This window comes from Streptomyces durbertensis, from assembly GCF_014156695.1.
Taxonomy (GTDB): domain Bacteria; phylum Actinomycetota; class Actinomycetes; order Streptomycetales; family Streptomycetaceae; genus Streptomyces; species Streptomyces durbertensis.
In genome coordinates this window covers 1-18,539 of the sequence record NZ_WMLF01000059.1, presented here as the reverse complement: position 1 = coordinate 18,539, position 18,539 = coordinate 1, and the positions used below count along the sequence as shown (strand labels likewise).

Here is an 18,539-nt window from a genome sequence, read left to right as displayed (position 1 = left end):
GGTGTGCGTGGCGGGGGTGACGGCGGTCTTGTCGGTCATCGGGACCTTCCTTCGGGGATACCCCCGGCTTCAGCCGGGGGAGGAAACGAAGCTCCTGCGGAGCAAGGGCAGGGAAAGCCGGTTCGCCGGCAGGGCGGACCGGCGTACACCAGCAACCGGCCAACGCGCGTCGCTCACACGGAGGCTGAGTGGCACGGTCGGAATCAGACGGGCTGCGGCTCGCCGCCGCGTGGCCGCCCGGCGTACTCGGCGCTGATGTCGGCGGCGGCCCGCCGCACGTGCGGCAGCAGGGTGAGCAACTGCTCGGCGGACACCACCACGTTGGGCGCGGAGAGGGACAGCGCGGCGATGACGCGCGCGTCGACGCCGGTGATCGGCGCGGCCACGCAGTTGATGGACTCCTCGTGGCCGCCGAAGTCGGTGGCCCAGCCCTGTTCGCGCACCTTGGCCAGCTCCGCGAGGAACGCGGTCGCGTTCGGTGTGGAGCGCGCGGTGTAGCGGCGGTACTCCAGACGCCCGGCGACGGCGCGCCGTTCGGCCTCCGGCAGGTCGGCGAGCAGCAGTTTGGCGACGGCGGCGACGGTGATGGCGACCGGTTTGCCGATGCGGGAGTACATGCGCACCGGGTAGCGGCTGTCGACCTTGTCGATGTAGGTGACGTCGTAGGCGACGTCGTTCTCCTCGCGGACCGCCAGGTGCACGGTGTGGCCGGTGCGGCGGTTGAGTTCCAGCAGGTGCGGTTGGGCGACCTCGCGCACGTCCAGGTTCTCCATCGCCTGCTGGGCGAGGGCGAAGAGCCGGGAGCCGAGGCGGTACCGCTGGTCCGGCCGGCGGTGCACCAGGCCGTGCTCGTGCAGGGTGCGCAGCAGCCGCAGCGCGGTGGACTTGTGCACGCCGAGGTGGCCGGCGACCTGTTCGAGGTTCGCGGGGCCTTCGGCGAGCAGGGGGAGGATGCTCAGCGCGCGGTCGACGGTCTGGCTCATGACGGGCTGCCTTCCGGTGTGTTCTCCGCCGTGGCCCAGTCGCGGGCCAGTCGCAGTGTCGCCCATGTGCGGTCGTCGAGTGCGGCGAGCCTCTCGACGAGGGCGCGCGGCGGTGGTCCGGCGTGGTCGCCGGGCACGGTGAGGGCGGCCGCGGCGGCCAGGTGGCCGTGCCGCAGCCGGAGGTGGGCCGGCAGGCCGCGCAGGGTGGCGGACAGGTAGCCGGCGGCGAAGGCGTCCCCGGCGCCGACCGGGGCGACGACGTCCACCCGCGGGGCCGGGGCGTGCACAACCCGCGGCTCCGGGCCCGAGGTGAGCACGGTGGCGCCCCGGCCGCCTTCCTTGACGACCAGGGTGGCCGGTTCCGGCAGCGCGCGGCGGACCGCGTCCGGGCAGGGCTGGACGCCCCAGGCGTGTGCCGCCTCGTCGGCACCGACGAAGACGAGGTCGGCGCGGGCGGCGAGTTCGCGCAGCAGGGCGGGGTCGCGGCCCCGCCACAGGTCGGCCCGGTAGTTGACGTCGAAGGAGACCAGCGGGCGGCCGGGGCGCGGCGCGGTGAGTTCCCGCACCAGGCGCAGGCAGCCGTCGGAGAGTGCCGGGGTGATGCCGGTCAGGTGCAGTACCCGGCCGGAGTCGGCGGCGGCGGGGTCCACGTTGTCGGGGGAGAGCGCGGAGGCGGCGGAGCCGGCGCGGTAGTAGGCGACCTCCAGGGTGGCGCCGCGTTCCCCGTCGGTGCGGAAGTACACACCGGTGGGGCGGTCGGGGTCGCGGTCGACCCAGCCGGTGTCGACGCCGGCGGCGGCGACGGTGGCCAGCAGGTGGTCGCCGAAGCCGTCGGTGCCGAGCCGGCTGATCCAGCGGGCGGTGTGCCCGGCGGCGGCGAGCGCGCAGGCGACGTTGGACTCGGCGCCGCCCACGCCCCGTGCGAAGAGTTCGGCTCCGGCCAGGGAGGTCGGCCGGTCCGGCCGGAGGACGACCATCGACTCCCCCAGGCACACAAGATCCACGGGATACGGGCTGCGGCTGGTCACGGCGCGCATGCTAGAGCAGGGCGGTGCACTCAACACAACGCCTGTTGCGCAGAACGCAACAGCCCGCTGCGCGCCTTCACCGGTCCGGAGTACGGTTCGGCCATGCCCAACCTGGAAAGCCGAAGCGCCCCGGACAGCAGGATCAGCCGCAACACCACCCGTCTGCGGGCGGAGGTCGTCGACCACCGCTTCAAGGGGCTGCCGCCGGACGCGGCGGGCCGGACGGTCGGCGAGCTGGCGGACGAGCGGCGTTCGCTGTTCACCGGCGGCTTCACCACGCCGGTGCTCGCCCTCTCGGCGGAGGCGCTGGAGTACAACCTCTCCGCACTGCAGACGTACGCGGCCCGCCACGGTCTGGCGTTCGCCCCGCACGGCAAGACGTCGATGGCGCCGGCGCTCTTCGACGAACAGCTCAGGCGCGGCGCGTGGGGCATCACCGTCGCCAACCCCGCCCAGGTGCGGGTGTGCCGGGCCTTCGGCGTCCCACGGGTGTTCCTCGCCAACGAGTTGGTAGACGCCGCCGCGCTGCGCTGGGTCGCCGGCGAGCTGGCCGCCGACCCGGACTTCACGCTGGTCGTCTACGTCGACTCGGTGCGCGGGGTGGCGCTGATGGACGAGGCGCTGCGGTCGGCCGGCTCCGGGCGGCCGCTGGACGTGGTGGTCGAGCTGGGCGCGGGCGACGGCGCCCGCACCGGGGTGCGGGAGGAGAAGGACGCCACGGCCGTCGCCGAGGCCGTCGCCGGCACCTCGACGCTGCGGCTGGTCGGCGTCGCCGGCTACGAGGGCGAGGTGCCCGGCGCCACCGAGGAGCGGGTGACGGCGTGGCTGCGCCGGCTGACCGCGCTGGCCCGCTCGCTCGACGCGGCGGGGCACTTCGCCGGCCTGGACGAGATCGTGGTGAGCGCGGGCGGCAGCGCGTGGTTCGACGCCGTGGCGGAGGTCTTCGGGGACCCCGCGGAGCTGCCCGGGCCGTCTGAGCTGTCGGCGCCGGTGCTGCGGCTGCTGCGGTCGGGCGCGTACGTGTCCCACGACGACGGGCACTACCGGGAGTTGACGCCGTTCAACCGGGTGCCCGACGAGGGCGGGCTGCGGGCGGCGTTTGTGCTGTGGGCGCAGGTCGTGTCCCGACCCAGCCCCGGCCAGGCGTTCCTCAACGCCGGGAAGCGGGACGCCGCGCACGACCTGCGGTTGCCCGAGGCGAAGCTGGTGCGTGCGGCGGACGGGGTGGTCCGGCCGGCGAGCGGGCTGATCGTCACCAGGCTCTCGGACCAGCACGCGTGGCTGGCGGTGGACGCCGACGCGGACCTCGCGGTGGGCGACTGGGTCGGGCTCGGCATGTCCCACCCGTGCACGATCTTCGACCGCTGGCAGCTGATCCCGCTGGTCACCGCCGACGGCACGGTCACCGACTACGTCCGCACCTTCTTCTGAGACTGCTGAGGAGATCATGGACGCGCGGCTGGACACCGTGATCCGGGGCGCCCGGATCGTCGACGGCAGCGGGGCGCCGGCCGGCCCGGTCGGCCCCGAGGTCGGGCTGCGGGACGGCCGGATCGCCGCGATCGGCCGCGGCCTCACCGGGCGCCGGGTGGTGGACGCCGACGGCCTGGTGCTGTGCCCGGGCTTCGTCGACATGCACGCGCACAGCGACCTGGAACTCCTCCGCGACCGTGATCACTCGGCGAAGCTCGCGCAGGGCGTGACGCTGGAGGTGGTCGGCCAGGACGGGCTGTCCTACGCCCCCGTGGACGACCGCACCCTCGCCGAGGTGCGGCAGGCGGTCACCGGCTGGAACGGCGACGGCGACGACATCGACTTCGACTGGCGTGACGTGGCCGGCTACCTGGACCGGCTCGACCGGGGCGTCGCCGTCAACGCCGCCTACCTCGTCCCGCACGGCACGGTCCGGATGCTCGCCGTCGGCTGGGCCGACCGGCCGGCGACCGACGGCGAGCTGGACCGGATGCGGGCGCTGGTCGCCGAGGGCCTGGCGCAGGGCGCGGTGGGCCTGTCGGCGGGGCTGACCTACGCCCCCGGCATGTACGCCGACGGCCGGGAGCTGGCCGAGCTGTGCCGGGTCACCGCCGCGCACGGCGGCTACTTCTGCCCGCACCACCGCTCCTACGGCGCCGGCGCGCTGGAGGCGTACGCCGAGATGGTGGCGCTGGCCCGCGCCACCGGCTGCGCCCTCCACCTCACCCACGCCACCCTGAACTTCGGCGTCAACGAGGGCCGGGCCGGTGAACTGCTGGCCCTGCTCGACGAGGCGCTGGCCGACGGCGTCGACCTCACCCTGGACAGCTACCCCTATCTGCCCGGCTGCACGACGCTGGCGGCGCTGCTGCCGAGCTGGGCGGCCGAGGGCGGCCCCGGTGCCACCCTGGGCCGGCTGGCCGATCCGGCGACGGCCGAGGAGATCCGCCGGGCGATGGAGGAGACGGGTTCGGACGGCTGCCACGGCGTGCCCGTCGACTGGCACACGGTGGAGGTCTCCGGTGTCGCCGACCCGGCGCTCGGGCACTGGGTGGGCCGCCGGCTGCGCGGCTTCGCCGAGGCCCGCGAGCTGCTGCGCGCCGACCGCCTCGGCACGACGATCCTCCAGCACGTGGGCCACGAGGAGAACGTGCGCGCGGTGATGCGCCACCGGGCGCACACCGGCGGGAGCGACGGCATCCTGCGCGGCGCGCGCCCCCACCCGCGTGCCTACGGCACGTTCCCCCACTATCTGGGCCACTACGTGCGGGAGCTCGGTGTGCTGTCACTCGAGGAGTGCGTGGCGCATCTGACGTCGCGCCCGGCGGCCCGGCTGCGGCTGCCGGACCGGGGGCTGGTCCGCGAGGGGTACCGCGCGGACCTGGTGCTCTTCGACCCGGTGACGGTGGCGGCCGGCGCCACCTACGACACGCCGAGGGCGCTGCCCGTGGGCGTGCCGCACGTGTGGGTGAACGGCGAGGCGGCCGTCCGGGACGGCCGCCGCACGTCCGCCGTCGCCGGCCGCGCGGTGCGCCGTCAGCCGTGGCGGTAGGCGACCAGTGAGATCCCCACGTAGTGCACCACGAACGCCGCGAGCGTCAGCGAGTGGAACACCTCGTGGAAGCCGAACCAGCGCGGCCACGGGTTGGGCCGCTTGATGCCGTAGATGACACCGCCCGCGCTGTAGAGCAGTCCGCCGACGATCACCAGGACGAGTACCGCGATGCCGCCCGTCTGGAGGAAGTCCGGCAGGAAGAAGACGGCGGCCCAGCCCATCGCGATGTAGCACGGCGTGTAGAGCCAGCGCGGCGCGCCGACCCACAGCACCCGGAAGGCGATGCCCGCCGCGGCAGCCCCCCAGACGCCCCACAGCAGGGCCTGCCCCTTGGTGCCGTCCAGCAGCAGGATAGTCAGCGGCGTGTAGGTGCCGGCGATGATCAGGAAGATGTTGGCGTGGTCGAGCCGGCGGAGCACGGCGCTGGCCCGCGGCCCCCAGTTCCCCCGATGGTAGAGGGCGCTTACGCCGAACAGCAGGCAGGCGGTGAGGGTGTAGACGGCGCAGGCGAGGCGGCCGCGCGTCGACTCGGCGAACGCGGTCAGGAACACGCCGGACACCAGGACGGCGGGGAACATGCCGGCGTGCAGCCAGCCCCGCAGGCGGGGTTTCAACTCGAAGGGCAGCATGGAACGGACGCCGTGCGGGCTGTCGGGGGCACCTGACGTCTCTGGCAACGCGGTCGCGGACCGGGGCGCGGCAGCAGTCATGACAGAAGGCTACCTACGGATCCGTAGGTGAAGGAGGGGTGTTCACCCCCTTGAACCCAGGTGTAACGAAGGCAACTCCCCGGAGTGGTGATGCTCACCTGTCGGCGCCCTGGACACATACGAGCGAGCGAGACATGATCAGATGAGCGTGGTCGACACCGGATGAGCATCGCCGCAGCGTCCGGGTCGCAGCCCCCAAGGGGCCGAGCACGGGGCGTCACCCGCCGAACGCGGGCGCGGGCGCCCGACAACACAAAAACCCTCAACACACTGGAGCGATTGTGGCGCGCAGCACTGCGGCTCCCACCACCACCACTGCCCCCACCCGGCACCAGGAACTGGTCGCCTGGGTGGACAAGATCGCTGCCCTCACCCAGCCCGACCGGATCGTCTGGTGCGACGGCTCGGAAGCCGAGTACGAGCGCCTGTGCGAGGAGCTCGTCGAGGCGGGCACCTTCACCAGGCTCGACCCCGTCAAGCGCCCCAACTCGTACTACGCCGCCTCCGACCCGACGGACGTCGCCCGGGTGGAGACCCGCACCTTCATCTGCTCCGAGAAGGAGGAGGACGCGGGCCCCACGAACCACTGGAAGGCGCCCGCCGAGATGCGGGAGATCTTCGTCGGCGACGGCGAGCGGGGCGGGGTCTTCCGCGGCTCCATGCGCGGCCGCACGATGTACGTCGTCCCGTTCTGCATGGGCCCGCTCGGCTCACCGCTGTCCGCGCTCGGCGTGGAGATCACCGACTCGGCGTACGTCGCCGTGTCGATGCGCACCATGACCCGCATGGGCCAGGCCGTCCTCGACGAGCTGGGCACCGACGGGTTCTTCGTGAAGGCCGTGCACAGCGTCGGCGCGCCGCTCGCCGAGGGCGAGCAGGACGTGCCCTGGCCGTGCAACGAGACCAAGTACATCTCGCACTTCCCCGAGTCCCGCGAGATCTGGTCCTTCGGCTCCGGCTACGGCGGCAACGCGCTGCTCGGCAAGAAGTGCTACGCGCTGCGCATCGCCTCCGTCATGGCCCGCGACGAGGGCTGGCTGGCCGAGCACATGCTCATCCTCAAACTGACGCCGCCGCGCGGTGAGGCCCGGTACGTCGCCGCCGCCTTCCCGTCCGCCTGCGGCAAGACGAACCTGGCCATGCTGGAGCCGACGATCCCCGGCTGGACCGTGGAGACCATCGGCGACGACATCGCCTGGATGCGCTTCGGCGAGGACGGCCGGCTCTACGCGATCAACCCGGAGGCGGGCTTCTTCGGCGTCGCGCCCGGCACCGGCGAGCACACCAACGCCAACGCCATGAAGACCCTCTGGGGCAACACCGTCTTCACCAACGTCGCCCTCACCGACGACGGCGACGTGTGGTGGGAGGGCATGACCGAGGAGGCGCCGGCCCACCTCACCGACTGGCGCGGCAACGACTGGACGCCGCAGTCCGAGACCCCGGCCGCCCACCCGAACGCCCGCTTCGCCGTGCCGGCCGCGCAGTGCCCGACGATCGCCCCCGAGTGGGAGGACCCGAAGGGCGTGCCGATCTCGGCGATCCTCTTCGGCGGCCGTCGCGCCAGCGCCGTCCCGCTGGTGACCGAGTCCTTCGACTGGCGGCACGGCGTCTTCCTCGGCGCCAACGTCGCCTCCGAGAAGACGGCCGCCGCCGAGGGCAAGGTCGGCGAGCTGCGCCGCGACCCGTTCGCGATGCTGCCGTTCTGCGGCTACAACATGGGCGACTACATGGCCCACTGGGTCCGCGTCGGCCAGCAGGCCGACCCGGAGAAGCTGCCGAAGATCTACTACGTCAACTGGTTCCGCAAGGACGACCAGGGCCGCTTCGTGTGGCCGGGCTTCGGCGAGAACAGCCGGGTGCTGAAGTGGATCGTGGGCCGGCTCAACGGCGAGGCCGAGGGCGTCGAGACGCCGATCGGCGTGCTGCCGACCAAGGACGCGCTCGACACCGAGGGCCTGGAGCTGACCGAGGAGCAGCTGGACTTCCTGCTGCGCGTCGACCGTGACGTGTGGCGCCAGGAGGCCGCGCTGATCCCCGAGCACCTGGAGACCTTCGGCACGCACACGCCGAAGGAGCTGTGGGACGAGTACCACGCCCTGGTCGAGCGCCTGGGCTGATCCCTCCGCGGCTCCGCGGGAGTCGAACGCCGTCGGGCGCCGACGGGCCGGTGACCGGCCGGTCGGCGCCCGCCGGCGTTACGTACACTCCCGGGCCCCCGGCGGTCAGAGCCCGAGCGCGGCGGCGTGGTACGCCAGCCGGGAGGCGGCCAGCGCCTCGCCGGGCACGTCGCCCCGGGCGGTGGCGACGACCAGCGCGTTGCCCGCGATGGTGTGCGCCCTGCGGTGCAGCGCCTCGACGTGCTCGGGCGAGCAGTCCCGCACGGACGGCTCGGCCCGCAGCGGCGCCTGCCCGCCACGCAGCCGGGCGACCTGCACCGCGAGCCGGTTCGCCGCGGAGTTGAACTCGGGTCCGGGGCTGAGCGCGCGCAGCTCGTCGGTGACGGTGAGCAGCGCGGTGAGGTACCCGGCCAGCCGGATGTCCAGCTCCTCCTCGCGTGAGCGGTTCGGGAAGCGGTTCTCGGAAGCGTCCGGCTCAGCCATGGTGTGCACCGACGGGGTGCGGATCTGTTCGTACATGGATGGCCTCCTGGCGCGTGCGGAAACACCATCCTAACTTGGACTGAGTCTAAAGTTGTAGTCGAGCGACATGACGCTCCTCGCCGGAGACGCCGACGGCCCCGCCCGAAGCCGGGCGGGGCCGTCCACGCAGCCGCTCAGACGTCGTCAGTGCTGGCTGTAGCCGTCCAGGAAGCGGCCGATCCGCTCGATCGCGTCCGTCAGTTCGTCCACCGCGGGCAGCGTCACGATGCGGAAGTGGTCCGGCTCCGGCCAGTTGAAGCCCGAGCCGTGCACGATCATGATCTTCTCGGCCCGCAGCAGGTCCAGCACCATCTGCCGGTCGTCCTTGATCTTGAAGACCTTCGGGTCCAGCCGGGCGAAGGCGTACAGCGCGCCCTTGGGCTTCACACAGCTCACGCCGGGGATCTGCGTCAGCAGCTCGTGCGCCGTGTCCCGCTGCTCCCGCAGCCGGCCGCCGGGCAGCACCAGGTCCTTGATCGACTGGCGGCCGCCGAGCGCGGTGGCCACCGCGTGCTGCGCCGGCATGTTCGCGCACAGCCGCATGTTCGCCAGGATCGTCAGACCCTCGATGTAGCTCTCGGCGTGGGACTTCGGCCCGCACACCGCGAGCCAGCCGCTGCGGTAGCCCGCCACCCGGTACGCCTTCGACAGCCCGTTGAACGTCAGCGTCAGCAGGTCGGGCGCGATGGCGGCGGTCGGCACGTGCACGGCGTCGTCGTAGAGGATCTTGTCGTAGATCTCGTCCGAGCAGACCACCAGGTTGTGCCGGCGGGCGATCTCCGTCAGCGAGCGCAGCATCTCCTCGGAGTAGACCGCGCCCGTCGGGTTGTTCGGGTTGATGATCACCAGCGCCTTGGTGCGGTCGGTGATCTTGCGCTCGATGTCCGCCAGGTCCGGCATCCAGTCCGACTGCTCGTCGCAGCGGTAGTGCACCGCCGTACCGCCGGAGAGAGCGACCGACGCCGTCCACAGCGGGTAGTCCGGCGCCGGGACCAGCACCTCGTCGCCGTCGTCCAGCAGCGCCTGCATCGCCATCTGGATCAGCTCGGACACCCCGTTGCCGAGGTAGACGTCCTCCACCGACAGCTGGATGCCCTGCGTCTGGTAGTGCTGCATCACCGCGCGGCGGGCCGCCAGCAGCCCCTTCGCGTCACCGTAGCCGTGCGCGTCGCCGACGTTGCGGAGCATGTCCTCCAGGATCTCCGGCGGGCAGTCGAAGCCGAAGGCCGCCGGGTTCCCCGTGTTCAGCTTGAGGATGCGGTGACCGGCAGCCTCCAGCCGCATCGCCTCCTCGAGCACCGGGCCCCGGATCTCGTAGCAGACATTGGCGAGCTTGGTTGACTGGATCACCTGCATGCTGGTCACGATACGGCCGGCCGGGACGACGCGCCTGGTGTTTTTCACCACGTGGACGCCGTCCCACCGGGCTCCGGGGCGGTTACCCGCGCCCCTCCCCCGGCCGCAACGAGGCCACCAGCACCGCCGGATCGGTCGTCGGCGCGGCACACGCGAAGTGCCGGCACACGTACGCCGCCGGCCGCCCGTCCACCAGCGGCCGGTCCGCCAACAGAGGGACGCCCCGCCCGTCCGCCTCGTCCTCCGCCTCGCCCACCGACACCTCGCCCGCCGACGGCTCGCCCACCGCCACCGCCACGCCGGGCGCGTCGGACAGCAGCGCCGCCCGGTGCAGGGCGTCCCGGTCCGCGTCCCCGTCCCGGCCGACCACGGCCACCTCGCGCGGCCCGTCCAGCGCCGCCTCCGCGACCGCCAGCCCCCAGCCGACGAAACGCGGCACCCTGCGCCCCAGCGCCCCGACCACCCCGAGCGCCCGCTCGGCCGCCGTGCGGTGCCGGCTGCTGCCGGTGTACGCGGCGTACGTCAGCAGCGCGCCGGCGGCGGACGTCCAACCGGACGGCGTCGCGTTGTCCGTCGGGTCCTGCGGGCGGCGGATCAGCCGCTCCGCGTCGTCGGCCGTGTCGTACAGCGCGCCGTCCGGGGCGACGAAGTGCGTCAGCACCGCCTCCAGCAGCACCCCGGCGAGCTCGAGCCACGCGGCGTCGCCGGTCACCGCGAACAGGGTCAGGAAGCCCTCGGCCGTGCTCGCGTAGTCCTCCAGCACCCCCGCGCTCTGCCCGGCCACCCCGTCCCGCGAGGTGCGGGCGATGCGCCCCCGGTCGTCCAGGTGGACCCCGACCAGCAGGTCGGCGGCGGCCGTCGCGGCGTCCACCAGGTCAGGACGCCCGAAGTAGGCGCCGGTCTCCGCCAGCGCCGCCACCGCCAGCCCGTTCCACGCCGCCACCACCTTGTCGTCCCGGCCCGGCCTCGGCCGCAGCTCCCGCGCCGCGAGCAGCCGCTCCCGGATCGAGCGGATCCGCTCCACGTCCACCAACGCCGGCTCGCCCTCACCCTCCGCCTCGGCGTCCGCCGGGTCCCGGTCCGGCAGCTGCAGCACGGACGCGCCCTCCTCGAACGTGCCCTCGGCGGTCACCCCGAAGTAGCCGGCCGCCAGCGCCGCGTCCTCCTCGCCGAGCACCTCACGCAACTCGTCGGGCGTCCACACGTAGAAGGCGCCCTCCCGGTGCGGACCGTCCTCCGCGCCCGGCACCGCGCTGTCGGCGTCCAGCGCGGACGCGAAGCCGCCCTGGTTCGTGCCCAGTTCCCGCACCATGAAGTCGGCCGTCTCCAACGCCACCCGGCGCGCGGACTCCGAACCCGTCGCCCGCCACAGATGTGCGTACACCCGGCACAGCAGCGCGTTGTCGAACAGCATCTTCTCGAAGTGCGGGACCACCCACCCCGCGTCCACCGAGTAGCGGGCGAAGCCGCCGCCCAACTGGTCGTACATCCCGCCCCGGGCCATCGCCTCACACGTCGCCCGCACCATCTGCAGCGCGCCCTCGGACCCCGTCCTCGCGTGGTGCCGCAGCAGGAACTCCAGCACCAGCGCCGGCGGGAACTTCGGCGCCCCGCCGAACCCGCCGTTCACCGCGTCGAACTCCCGCGTCAACCCCAGCAGCGCCGCCGCGAGATCGTCCGCCCCCGGCGGCTCCGGCACCTTCTCCCCCAGGTCGATGCGCCGCCCGGCCAGCTCCGCGACGATCCGCCCGGCCGCCTCGTCCACCTCGCCGCGCCGCTCCCGCCACGCCGCCGAAACCCCTTCCAGCACCTGCCGGAACGACGGCATCCCGTGCCGGGGCTCCGGCGGGAAGTACGTCCCGAAGTAGAACGGCTCCCCGTCGGGCGTCAGGAACACCGTCATCGGCCACCCGCCCTGCCCGGTCGCCGCCTGCACCGCCTCCATGTACACGGCGTCCACGTCCGGCCGCTCCTCGCGGTCCACCTTGACGCTGACATAGCCCGCGTTCATCACCGCGGCCGTCGCCTCGTCCTCGAACGACTCGTGCGCCATCACATGACACCAGTGGCAACTCGAATAGCCCACGCTCAACACCACCGGCACGTCCCGCCGCCTGGCCTCTTGCATCGCCTCCTCTCCCCATGGCCACCAGTCCACTGGATTGGAGGCGTGCTGGAGCAGATAGGGTGACTGAGAGTGAGCCAGTCGGTTCATGCCGGCATCCTCGCATGCCAAGCCCCCGCCCCGCCGGACCGGCCAGGCCGCGCGAGGCACCTGGCCGACCCTCAGCGCGCGTCCTGCGGCACGGCAGGGGATCGCAGCGCCGGAATTCCAGCACCTGGGACCATGCGGTTCGAGTGCGAAACCCCCGGTCGCCCCTGGAGCCGGGTACGGTGTTCGCGAGGCAGGCACGGGGGGACCGGCGCCGCCCGGCAGACCGCGCCGCACACGCCCAAGGGGAAGGGCCGAGACGATGATCGAGGAACTGCTCCCGGACCCGGTTGTCGCCGTCGAGAGCCGAGGAGCCGACGACGACAGCGCGACCCTCCTTGGCGGTGAAGAGGCGGTGGTGGCGCGGGTCGCCCGCGTGCCGTCGTCCAGTCCCACGAAGACCAGGACGGAGCCGCCGTGCACGGCGAGCCGATCGACGTCCACCACCCGCAGACCGTGGCGCCGGAAGAGGGTGACCAGGGTGCCGATGCCGAAGTAGGACAGATGCTCGTGGTAGATCGTGTCGAACTCGTTGCGTTCGAGCATGTCCACCAGGTACGGCACCTCGATGGCGAACAGGCTGTCCGGCCCCAGCAGATCGCGGACGCCCGCGGCGACCGAGGCCACGTCGTCGATGTGTGCGAAGAGGTGCCGGCCCAGGATCAACTGGGGCGTCCCGTAGCTCTTCTTGACGAGCGCCGCGGTGTCGACCGAGAAGAACTCCGGCAGCGTCTCGATGCCCCGCTCGTTGGCCACTGTCGCGATGTTGCGCGCCGGGTCGATGCCGAGCGTGCGCATGCCGGCGTTCTGGAAGGCCCTGAGCTGGGAGCCCGTGTTGCTGCCGATCTCGAGGACGAAGCTGCCCTCGGGGATGCCGAAGCGCTCGACGCAGACCGCGACGACGTGCCCCATGTGCTTCTTGATCGTCTCCGAGTCGGAGGTCGTGTACGGGTAGGTCCGGTAGAGCACTTCGGGGTCTACGACGTGCGTCAGGCTCATCAGCCGGCAGTTGCGGCAGGAGACCACGGCCAGCGGGTAGCGCGGCTCGTCATGGTAGGACGCGGCTGGTTCGAGGAAGCTGTCCGCCAGGGGCACGGGGCCGAAGTCAACGACCTCCTGCCAGTCCTGTTCGCCGCAGATCCGGCAGGTGGTCACTTCGCGCGCGTTGGCAGAGAAGTCCATGCGGTCGACCTTTCTCTTGGTGATGCGAGGGATTCGGGGTGCGGGAGGCTCACGAGGTGCAGGGGTGCAGGGGACGCGGGGTTCACAGGGGAAAGCGGCGAGCGGTGGTGGCGACCCGCTCCACCAGGCGCGCCTGCCGTTCGATGTCGCGGGCCGGTCCGGCGACGTCCCCGCGGCTGATCGCCTCGGCGAACTTCCGGAAGAGCGTGGTGAACTGCCGGTCGGGCGTCAGTCGGCGCTCCTCGGTGCGTCCGTCGCACTCCAGCGTGAGCGTCGGCGCGAAGTCGTCCGGCGCGCTGTAGGCCCGGTGCAGACCGATCCGGCCGGCCGAGCCCCAAAGGGTGTAGCCGCACCGGTAGGAGTGGACAAAGCCGAAGCCGACCTGGGCACTGATCCCGGTCGGCCCGGTCAGCAGCGCGGCTCCGGCGACGTCCACCCGATGCTCGTGGTGGACGCGAAGCGTCGCACCTGTCACCTCGAGCTCGTCGCCCAGGAACATCCGGGCCGCCCGCAGAGGGTAGACGCCCGCGTCCAGCAGGGCTCCGCCGCCCAGTTCCGGCCGGTGACGGATGTCCGTCTCCGGTAGCGGGGGAAAGGCGAACTCAGCTGACAGAGAGCGAAGTTCACCGATGGCGCCCTCCTCAAGGAGCTGCCGGACCGCCTGCTGCTGGCGGTGGTGGACAAACGCGAAGTTCTCCATCAGCACCAGTTGCCGCTCACGCGCCAGACGGGTCAGCCGAGCGGCTTCGTCGGCCGTGGCCGCCGCGGGCTTCTCCACCAGCACGTGCAGTCCGGCCTCGAGCGCCCGTCCCGCCCACGGCGCGTGCATCGCGGCGGGCAGCGGTATGTACACCGCGTCGAGATCGGGTCGGGCGAGCAGCTCCTCGTACCCGGTGACCGGGTCGGCGCCGAAGCGGCGCGCGAAGCTCTCGGCCTTGCCGGCGTCCCGACTGGCGACCGCCGTGAGGGTTATGTCCCGCAGCCGTGCGAGCGAGGGCAGGGCACGGCGCTGCGCGATGTCGGCGCAGCCCAGCAGTCCCAAACGCAGGGGTGTGCGACCCCCTGGCACATCGGACGCGTCTGACACGTCGGACACGGCGCTCACCAGACGGACTGGAGGCAAGCGATGAGACTGCGGGCCTGGATGTTGCAGTAGTTGCTGTGCTGGAGCAGCGTGACCAGTTGTCCCACGGTCATCCAGCGGTAGTCGTCCGGCACCACGGGATCGTCGTCGGTCTCGACCACCACATAGCGGCTCAGCGCCCGGTAGAAGCGGCCGCCCTCCTCGGGCTGGACGGCGTCGTAGAGGATCTGTTCGGGGCGGGCGGTGAGCACAGCGTCCAGGAAATTCGGCCGTCGCTGGGGCGGCAGTCCGGCGTGGTCGTCGGGCACACAGTGGACGGTCGGCCCCAGCTCGATGACGTCGACGTATCCCGGTTCCGGATGGGCGTGCGCCAGGACGTGCAGAATCCCGTCGATGCGCTTGGCCAGGAAGGCCACGACTCCCGTGCCGCGCGGGCTGAGCAGCGGCTGTGTCCAGCCGGTGACCTCACGGTTGCCAGCCTCCACGGACACGGCGACGATCGCGAAGTGCCGACCGCTGGTGTGGCGGATCTCGTCCGCCTCGCGCACCCAGTGGTCGACCTCCGCCAGCGGCACCGGCTCAACGGAAACCTCGCTGCTCGCCCTGATCCCGTTGAACCAGCGCAGGAGTTCGGGCAGTGTGTGCGCCGCGGGGACGTCCTGAGCCATCGAAGCGGTCAGCGCCGCGGCGCCCTCTCCCCTCCGACCGTCGCCAGCCGTCCCCTCGCCGCCTGCCCCGCCGCCGGCCAGGGCGAGCGGGAGACAGGCCAGAACCGTCCGGGTGTCCATGTTGACAAGGTCCGAGACGCCGAGCAGCCGCCGTACCTGACCTAGGGTCAGCCAGCAGTAGTCCTCGTGCTCGGGAACGTCCACGACGGCCTCGACGACGAGGTTGCGGTTGCGCTTGCGGTAGAACCAGGCGCCGTGTTCCGACTGGAGCACGTCGATCAGCGGCCGGCCCACGGCAGGGTCGGTGAAGTACTCCAGGTAGCGGACGGCGCTGCCCTCGTGCACCCCGGTGTAGTTGCTGCGCGTCGCCTGCACCGTGGGGGAAAGCTGTAGCCCTTCGGCGTTGCCGGGCTCGGCCTTCGCCTGCATGAGGCAGTGCAGTACGCCGTCGAACTCCTTGACCAGGATGCCGAGAAACCCGACCTCCGGCTGGTTGAGGATCGGCTGGGTCCAGGAGACCGGCTCCTTGCCGTGGTAGCGCGCCCGCACCCCCTCGACGGAGAAGAAGCGGCCGCTGTCGTGCACCAGATTGCCGGTGACCGGCTGGAAGCCCCAGCGCTTCAGCTCCGCGAAGGGTATGCGCTGGACGTCCATCCGGATGGCCTGGCGGCGTCGCCGCGATCAGGGCGGCGCGCGACGTCTCGACACCATGGCGGAAGGACCGGCTGACGCCGAGACCGTCGCCGCGCGGCTGGGCATTCCCTCTCGGGGCGTACGTGTCCTGCTGCGGGGACTCGCAGCCATCGAAGTCCCGAAGGCCCGGCCTCGTCGTTCTGGACGAACCGGTCACCGGTCTGCACCCGGCGGACGTCCAGGTCCTCGTCGACGCGTTTGATGTGCTCCTCGCCGCCGGCAACACCGTCGTCATCGCCGAGCACGACCTGCACCTGGCCGCGGCCGCGGACTGGCTGATCGACATGGGACCGGGCAGCGGAGCGGCCGGCGGCACCGTCCTGCACTGCGGCACGCCGGACGCCCTCCCGCCGGACTCCGGGCCCACCGCCGCATATCTGCGTCGACTTCACGCTCATTAGTCGATGCCGTATAGTCGGTACCGACTAAAGGAGGGTGAATGATGGCGGCGCGCAAACGGCCGGTCTCCAACCTGCTCGGGCTCGCGGTCCTAGGACTGCTACTGGAACAGCCGATGCATCCGTACGAGATGGCCACGACCCTGCGGGAGCGCAACAAGGACACGAGCTTCAAGGTCAAGACCGGCTCGCTCTACGATGTCGTCGAATCCCTGGCCCGGGCGGGCTGGATCGCCGAGCACAGCACCTCGCGTTCCGGGCGCCGCCCGGAGCGCAAGGTGTACGCCCACACCGAACTGGGCCGCACGGAGTTCATGAGCTGGCTGGACGAGCTCGTGCGCACACCGGTGAAGGAGTACCCCAGTTTCCTCGCCGCGGTGAGCTACCTCGGCGCCCTGGGCCCCGACCGCGCGACCCAGGCTCTGCGGGAACGCATCACCCACCTGGACGAGGAGATCGGCCGGACCCGCCGGGCACGGGCCGAGGTGCTGCGCCAGCAGACACCACGGCTGTTCGTGATCGAACTCGAATACGCCCTGACCATGGCCGAGGCGGAGCGGGAGTGGGCCGGCCGGATCGTCGCCGAGATCCAGGACGGCACCCTCACCTGGCCCGAGCTCACCACCAAGGAGGGCCGCCAGGTGTGGACCGACCAGGAAGAGCCAGACGGGCAGCAGGCCCGGGAACCGCAGAAGCAGCGCGGGGGGCAGCAGGCATGACCGCATCACCCGCATTACCCGCACAGCAGCCGGGTGCCGCACACGATCCGTCACGGGAGGCAACACGCATGATCCAGGCCAAGGGGCTGGCCAAGACGTTCCAGACCAAACAGGGCCGCGTCAAGGCCGTGGCCGGCGTCGACTTCACCGTGAACGCCGGGGAGATCGTCGGTTTCCTCGGCCCCAACGGCGCCGGCAAGACCACCACCATGCGGATACTCACCACCCTACTCGGCCCTAGCTCGGGCACGGCCACCATCGCCGGCTGCGACCTGCTACAGGAAGCGGCGAAGGTCCGCACGCACATCGGCTACGTCTCCCAGGCGGGCGGCTCCAAGCCCAGTTCCCCGGTCCGCAGGGACATCGTCCTGCAGGCCCGTCTCTACGGCATGTCCCGCGCCGAGGCCGAGTCCCGCGCCAACGAGGTGATCGCGCAGCTCGGACTCGAAGAGCTGGCAGACCGCGTCATCCAGACGTTGTCGGGAGGTCAGCGCCGCCGCGTCGACATGGCACTCGGCCTGGTGCACGCGCCGAAGCTGCTCTTTCTCGACGAGCCCACGGCAAACCTCGACCCCGAGAGCCGCAGCGTCGTGTGGGAACACATCCGCCGACTGCGCGACGAGCACGGCACCACCGTGTTCCTCAGCACGCACTACCTGGACGAGGCCGACAACCTCTGCGACCGGGTCCTGATCATCGACAAGGGCCGCATCATCGCCGAGGACAGCCCGCAGAACCTGAAGGCTGCGATCGCCCACGACACTATCGAGATCGAGGTCGACGGCGAGGCCGCACGGGCCGCCGACCTGATCGGCGCCCACGAAGAGGTCCACGACGTGTCGGTGAACGGCTCCGTCTTGTCCGTCAGTTGCCGGGGCGCCGAGCGCATCCTCGCCGACCTGCTGCGCGAGCTGGAGTCCGCGCACATCCGGGCCGAGTCGTTGCGAGTGGTGCGTCCCTCGCTCGACGACGTCTTCCTGACCATGACCGACCGCCGGCCGCAGCCCGACGCGGCCGCCGTCCACGCCTGAGGGGGAGCCCCACGATGCACACGATCCGAGACGCGGCAATCGTCTTCCGGGACGAGGCCGCGGCCGCCACGCAGAAGCGGATGGGGCTCCTCATCGGCCTCGTCCAACCGTTCGTCTACCTGGCCCTGTTCGGCCCGCTCCTGGTCAAGATGCTGCCGGAGAGCGGCCCGTCCGCGTGGCAGATCTACATTCCCGGCCTGCTCGTGCAACTCGGCCTGTTCGCCACCGGATACGCAGGCTTCGGCCTGATCCCCGACGTCCGCTCCGGCTACCTGGAGCGGCTGCGGGTGACCCCGGCGAGCCGGCTCGGACTACTCCTCGGACGGGTGCTGTGGGACGTACTGGCCCTGTTCATCCAGTCGGTCGTCATCGTCCTCATCGCCCTGCTGTTTGGCCTGCGCGCCCCGTTCGGCGGCGTGGTGGCCGCCATCGCCATGATGATGCTCGTCGGCATCAGCCTGGCCTTCCTCTCCTACTCCCTGGCCCTCAAGCTGACGTCGGAGTGGCTCTTCGCCCCCGTCCTCAACGGCATCGCTCTGCCCCTCATGCTGCTGTCCGGCATCCTGCTGCCACTCTCCTTCGCCCCCGGCTGGCTGCAGGCGATCGGCTCCGCCAACCCCTTGCGGTACGCGGTGGACGCTATGCGTGACTTCTTCGCCGGCGACTACGGGTCGCACGCCGTCGTGGCCGGGCTGGCCGTGGTGGTCGGCCTGATGGTCGTTTCGGCGACGGTCGGCACGCGCACTTTCGCCAAGCACAACGCGTGACCCTGTGACGCCCGCGGCGGTCGGCGGGCCCCTCCCCC

The 18,539-nt window shown here is 71.9% G+C and carries 14 protein-coding genes and 2 pseudogenes; 7 read left to right on the top strand and 9 right to left on the bottom strand.

The features are described from left to right. Positions 1-203 precede the first annotated feature (203 nt). A complete protein-coding gene (locus tag GL263_RS06485; RefSeq protein ID WP_182854615.1) occupies positions 204-983 on the bottom strand; it encodes an IclR family transcriptional regulator in 780 nt (259 codons plus the stop codon). Then, entirely contained in the window at positions 980-2,020 is a 1,041-nt protein-coding gene (locus tag GL263_RS06480; protein WP_182854614.1) for a sugar kinase, read from the bottom strand. The genes GL263_RS06485 and GL263_RS06480 overlap by 4 nt, the downstream gene beginning before the upstream one ends. A 93-nt stretch (positions 2,021-2,113) precedes the next feature. Here GL263_RS06480 and GL263_RS06475 point away from each other — a divergent pair, with 93 nt between their 5' ends. Together GL263_RS06475 and GL263_RS06470 are read left to right on the top strand one after the other, a co-directional pair. Next, entirely contained in the window at positions 2,114-3,442 is a 1,329-nt protein-coding gene (locus GL263_RS06475; protein ID WP_182854613.1) for an alanine racemase, read from the top strand. Between the two features lie 16 nt (positions 3,443-3,458). Further along, entirely contained in the window at positions 3,459-5,036 is a 1,578-nt protein-coding gene (locus GL263_RS06470; RefSeq protein WP_228456168.1) for an N-acyl-D-amino-acid deacylase family protein, read from the top strand. On the opposite strand, the gene trhA is transcribed toward GL263_RS06470, so the two are convergent. After that, a complete protein-coding gene (gene trhA / locus GL263_RS06465) occupies positions 5,021-5,749 on the bottom strand; it encodes a PAQR family membrane homeostasis protein TrhA (protein WP_182854612.1) in 729 nt (242 codons plus the stop codon). The genes GL263_RS06470 and trhA overlap by 16 nt on opposite strands. 281 nt (positions 5,750-6,030) lie before the next feature. Between trhA and GL263_RS06460 the strand changes: the two genes are divergently transcribed. Continuing rightward, the gene (locus tag GL263_RS06460; protein WP_182854611.1) at positions 6,031-7,869 is read left to right on the top strand and encodes a phosphoenolpyruvate carboxykinase (GTP); all 1,839 of its coding nucleotides are present in this window, start codon (positions 6,031-6,033) and stop codon (positions 7,867-7,869) included. Between the two features lie 105 nt (positions 7,870-7,974). On the opposite strand, the gene GL263_RS06455 is transcribed toward GL263_RS06460, so the two are convergent. The 6 genes and pseudogenes from GL263_RS06455 to GL263_RS29175 all read right to left on the bottom strand — a co-directional run. Next, a complete protein-coding gene (locus GL263_RS06455) occupies positions 7,975-8,388 on the bottom strand; it encodes an SCO4983 family protein (protein WP_182854610.1) in 414 nt (137 codons plus the stop codon). A 147-nt stretch (positions 8,389-8,535) separates the two neighbouring features. Further along, positions 8,536-9,747 (bottom strand): pyridoxal phosphate-dependent aminotransferase, encoded by a 1,212-nt coding sequence (locus GL263_RS06450; RefSeq protein WP_182854609.1) that lies wholly within the window; start codon positions 9,745-9,747, stop codon positions 8,536-8,538. 82 nt (positions 9,748-9,829) lie between these two features. Then, the gene (locus tag GL263_RS28245) at positions 9,830-11,962 is read right to left on the bottom strand and encodes a thioredoxin domain-containing protein (protein WP_228456169.1); all 2,133 of its coding nucleotides are present in this window, start codon (positions 11,960-11,962) and stop codon (positions 9,830-9,832) included. Between the two features lie 447 nt (positions 11,963-12,409). Beyond that, a pseudogene (locus GL263_RS28240) lies at positions 12,410-13,141 on the bottom strand (methyltransferase domain-containing protein); the annotation flags it as partial. 82 nt (positions 13,142-13,223) lie between these two features. Further along, positions 13,224-14,183 (bottom strand): Gfo/Idh/MocA family protein, encoded by a 960-nt coding sequence (locus tag GL263_RS06440; protein ID WP_228456167.1) that lies wholly within the window; start codon positions 14,181-14,183, stop codon positions 13,224-13,226. A 59-nt stretch (positions 14,184-14,242) separates the two neighbouring features. After that, a pseudogene (locus GL263_RS29175) lies at positions 14,243-15,556 on the bottom strand (NDP-hexose 2,3-dehydratase family protein); the annotation flags it as partial. 113 nt (positions 15,557-15,669) lie between these two features. Between GL263_RS29175 and GL263_RS06430 the strand changes: the two are divergent. The 4 genes from GL263_RS06430 (at position 15,670) to GL263_RS06415 (ending at position 18,501) form a co-directional block, all read left to right on the top strand. Next, on the top strand, positions 15,670-15,987 hold the full coding sequence (locus tag GL263_RS06430; protein WP_228456166.1) for a P-loop NTPase family protein: 318 nt from the start codon (positions 15,670-15,672) through the stop codon (positions 15,985-15,987). 41 nt (positions 15,988-16,028) lie between these two features. Further along, positions 16,029-16,703 carry a PadR family transcriptional regulator gene (locus GL263_RS06425; protein ID WP_182854606.1) on the top strand — a complete coding sequence of 225 codons (675 nt, stop codon included), beginning with the start codon at positions 16,029-16,031 and terminating at the stop codon, positions 16,701-16,703. 68 nt (positions 16,704-16,771) lie between these two features. Continuing rightward, positions 16,772-17,734, top strand: a complete 963-nt coding sequence (locus GL263_RS06420) for an ABC transporter ATP-binding protein (protein ID WP_182854605.1) — start codon at positions 16,772-16,774, stop codon at positions 17,732-17,734. Positions 17,735-17,748: 14 nt separating this feature from the next. Then, positions 17,749-18,501, top strand: coding sequence for an ABC transporter permease (locus tag GL263_RS06415; RefSeq protein ID WP_182854604.1), 753 nt, complete (start codon positions 17,749-17,751; stop codon positions 18,499-18,501). The last annotated feature ends 38 nt before the right edge of the window (positions 18,502-18,539 follow it).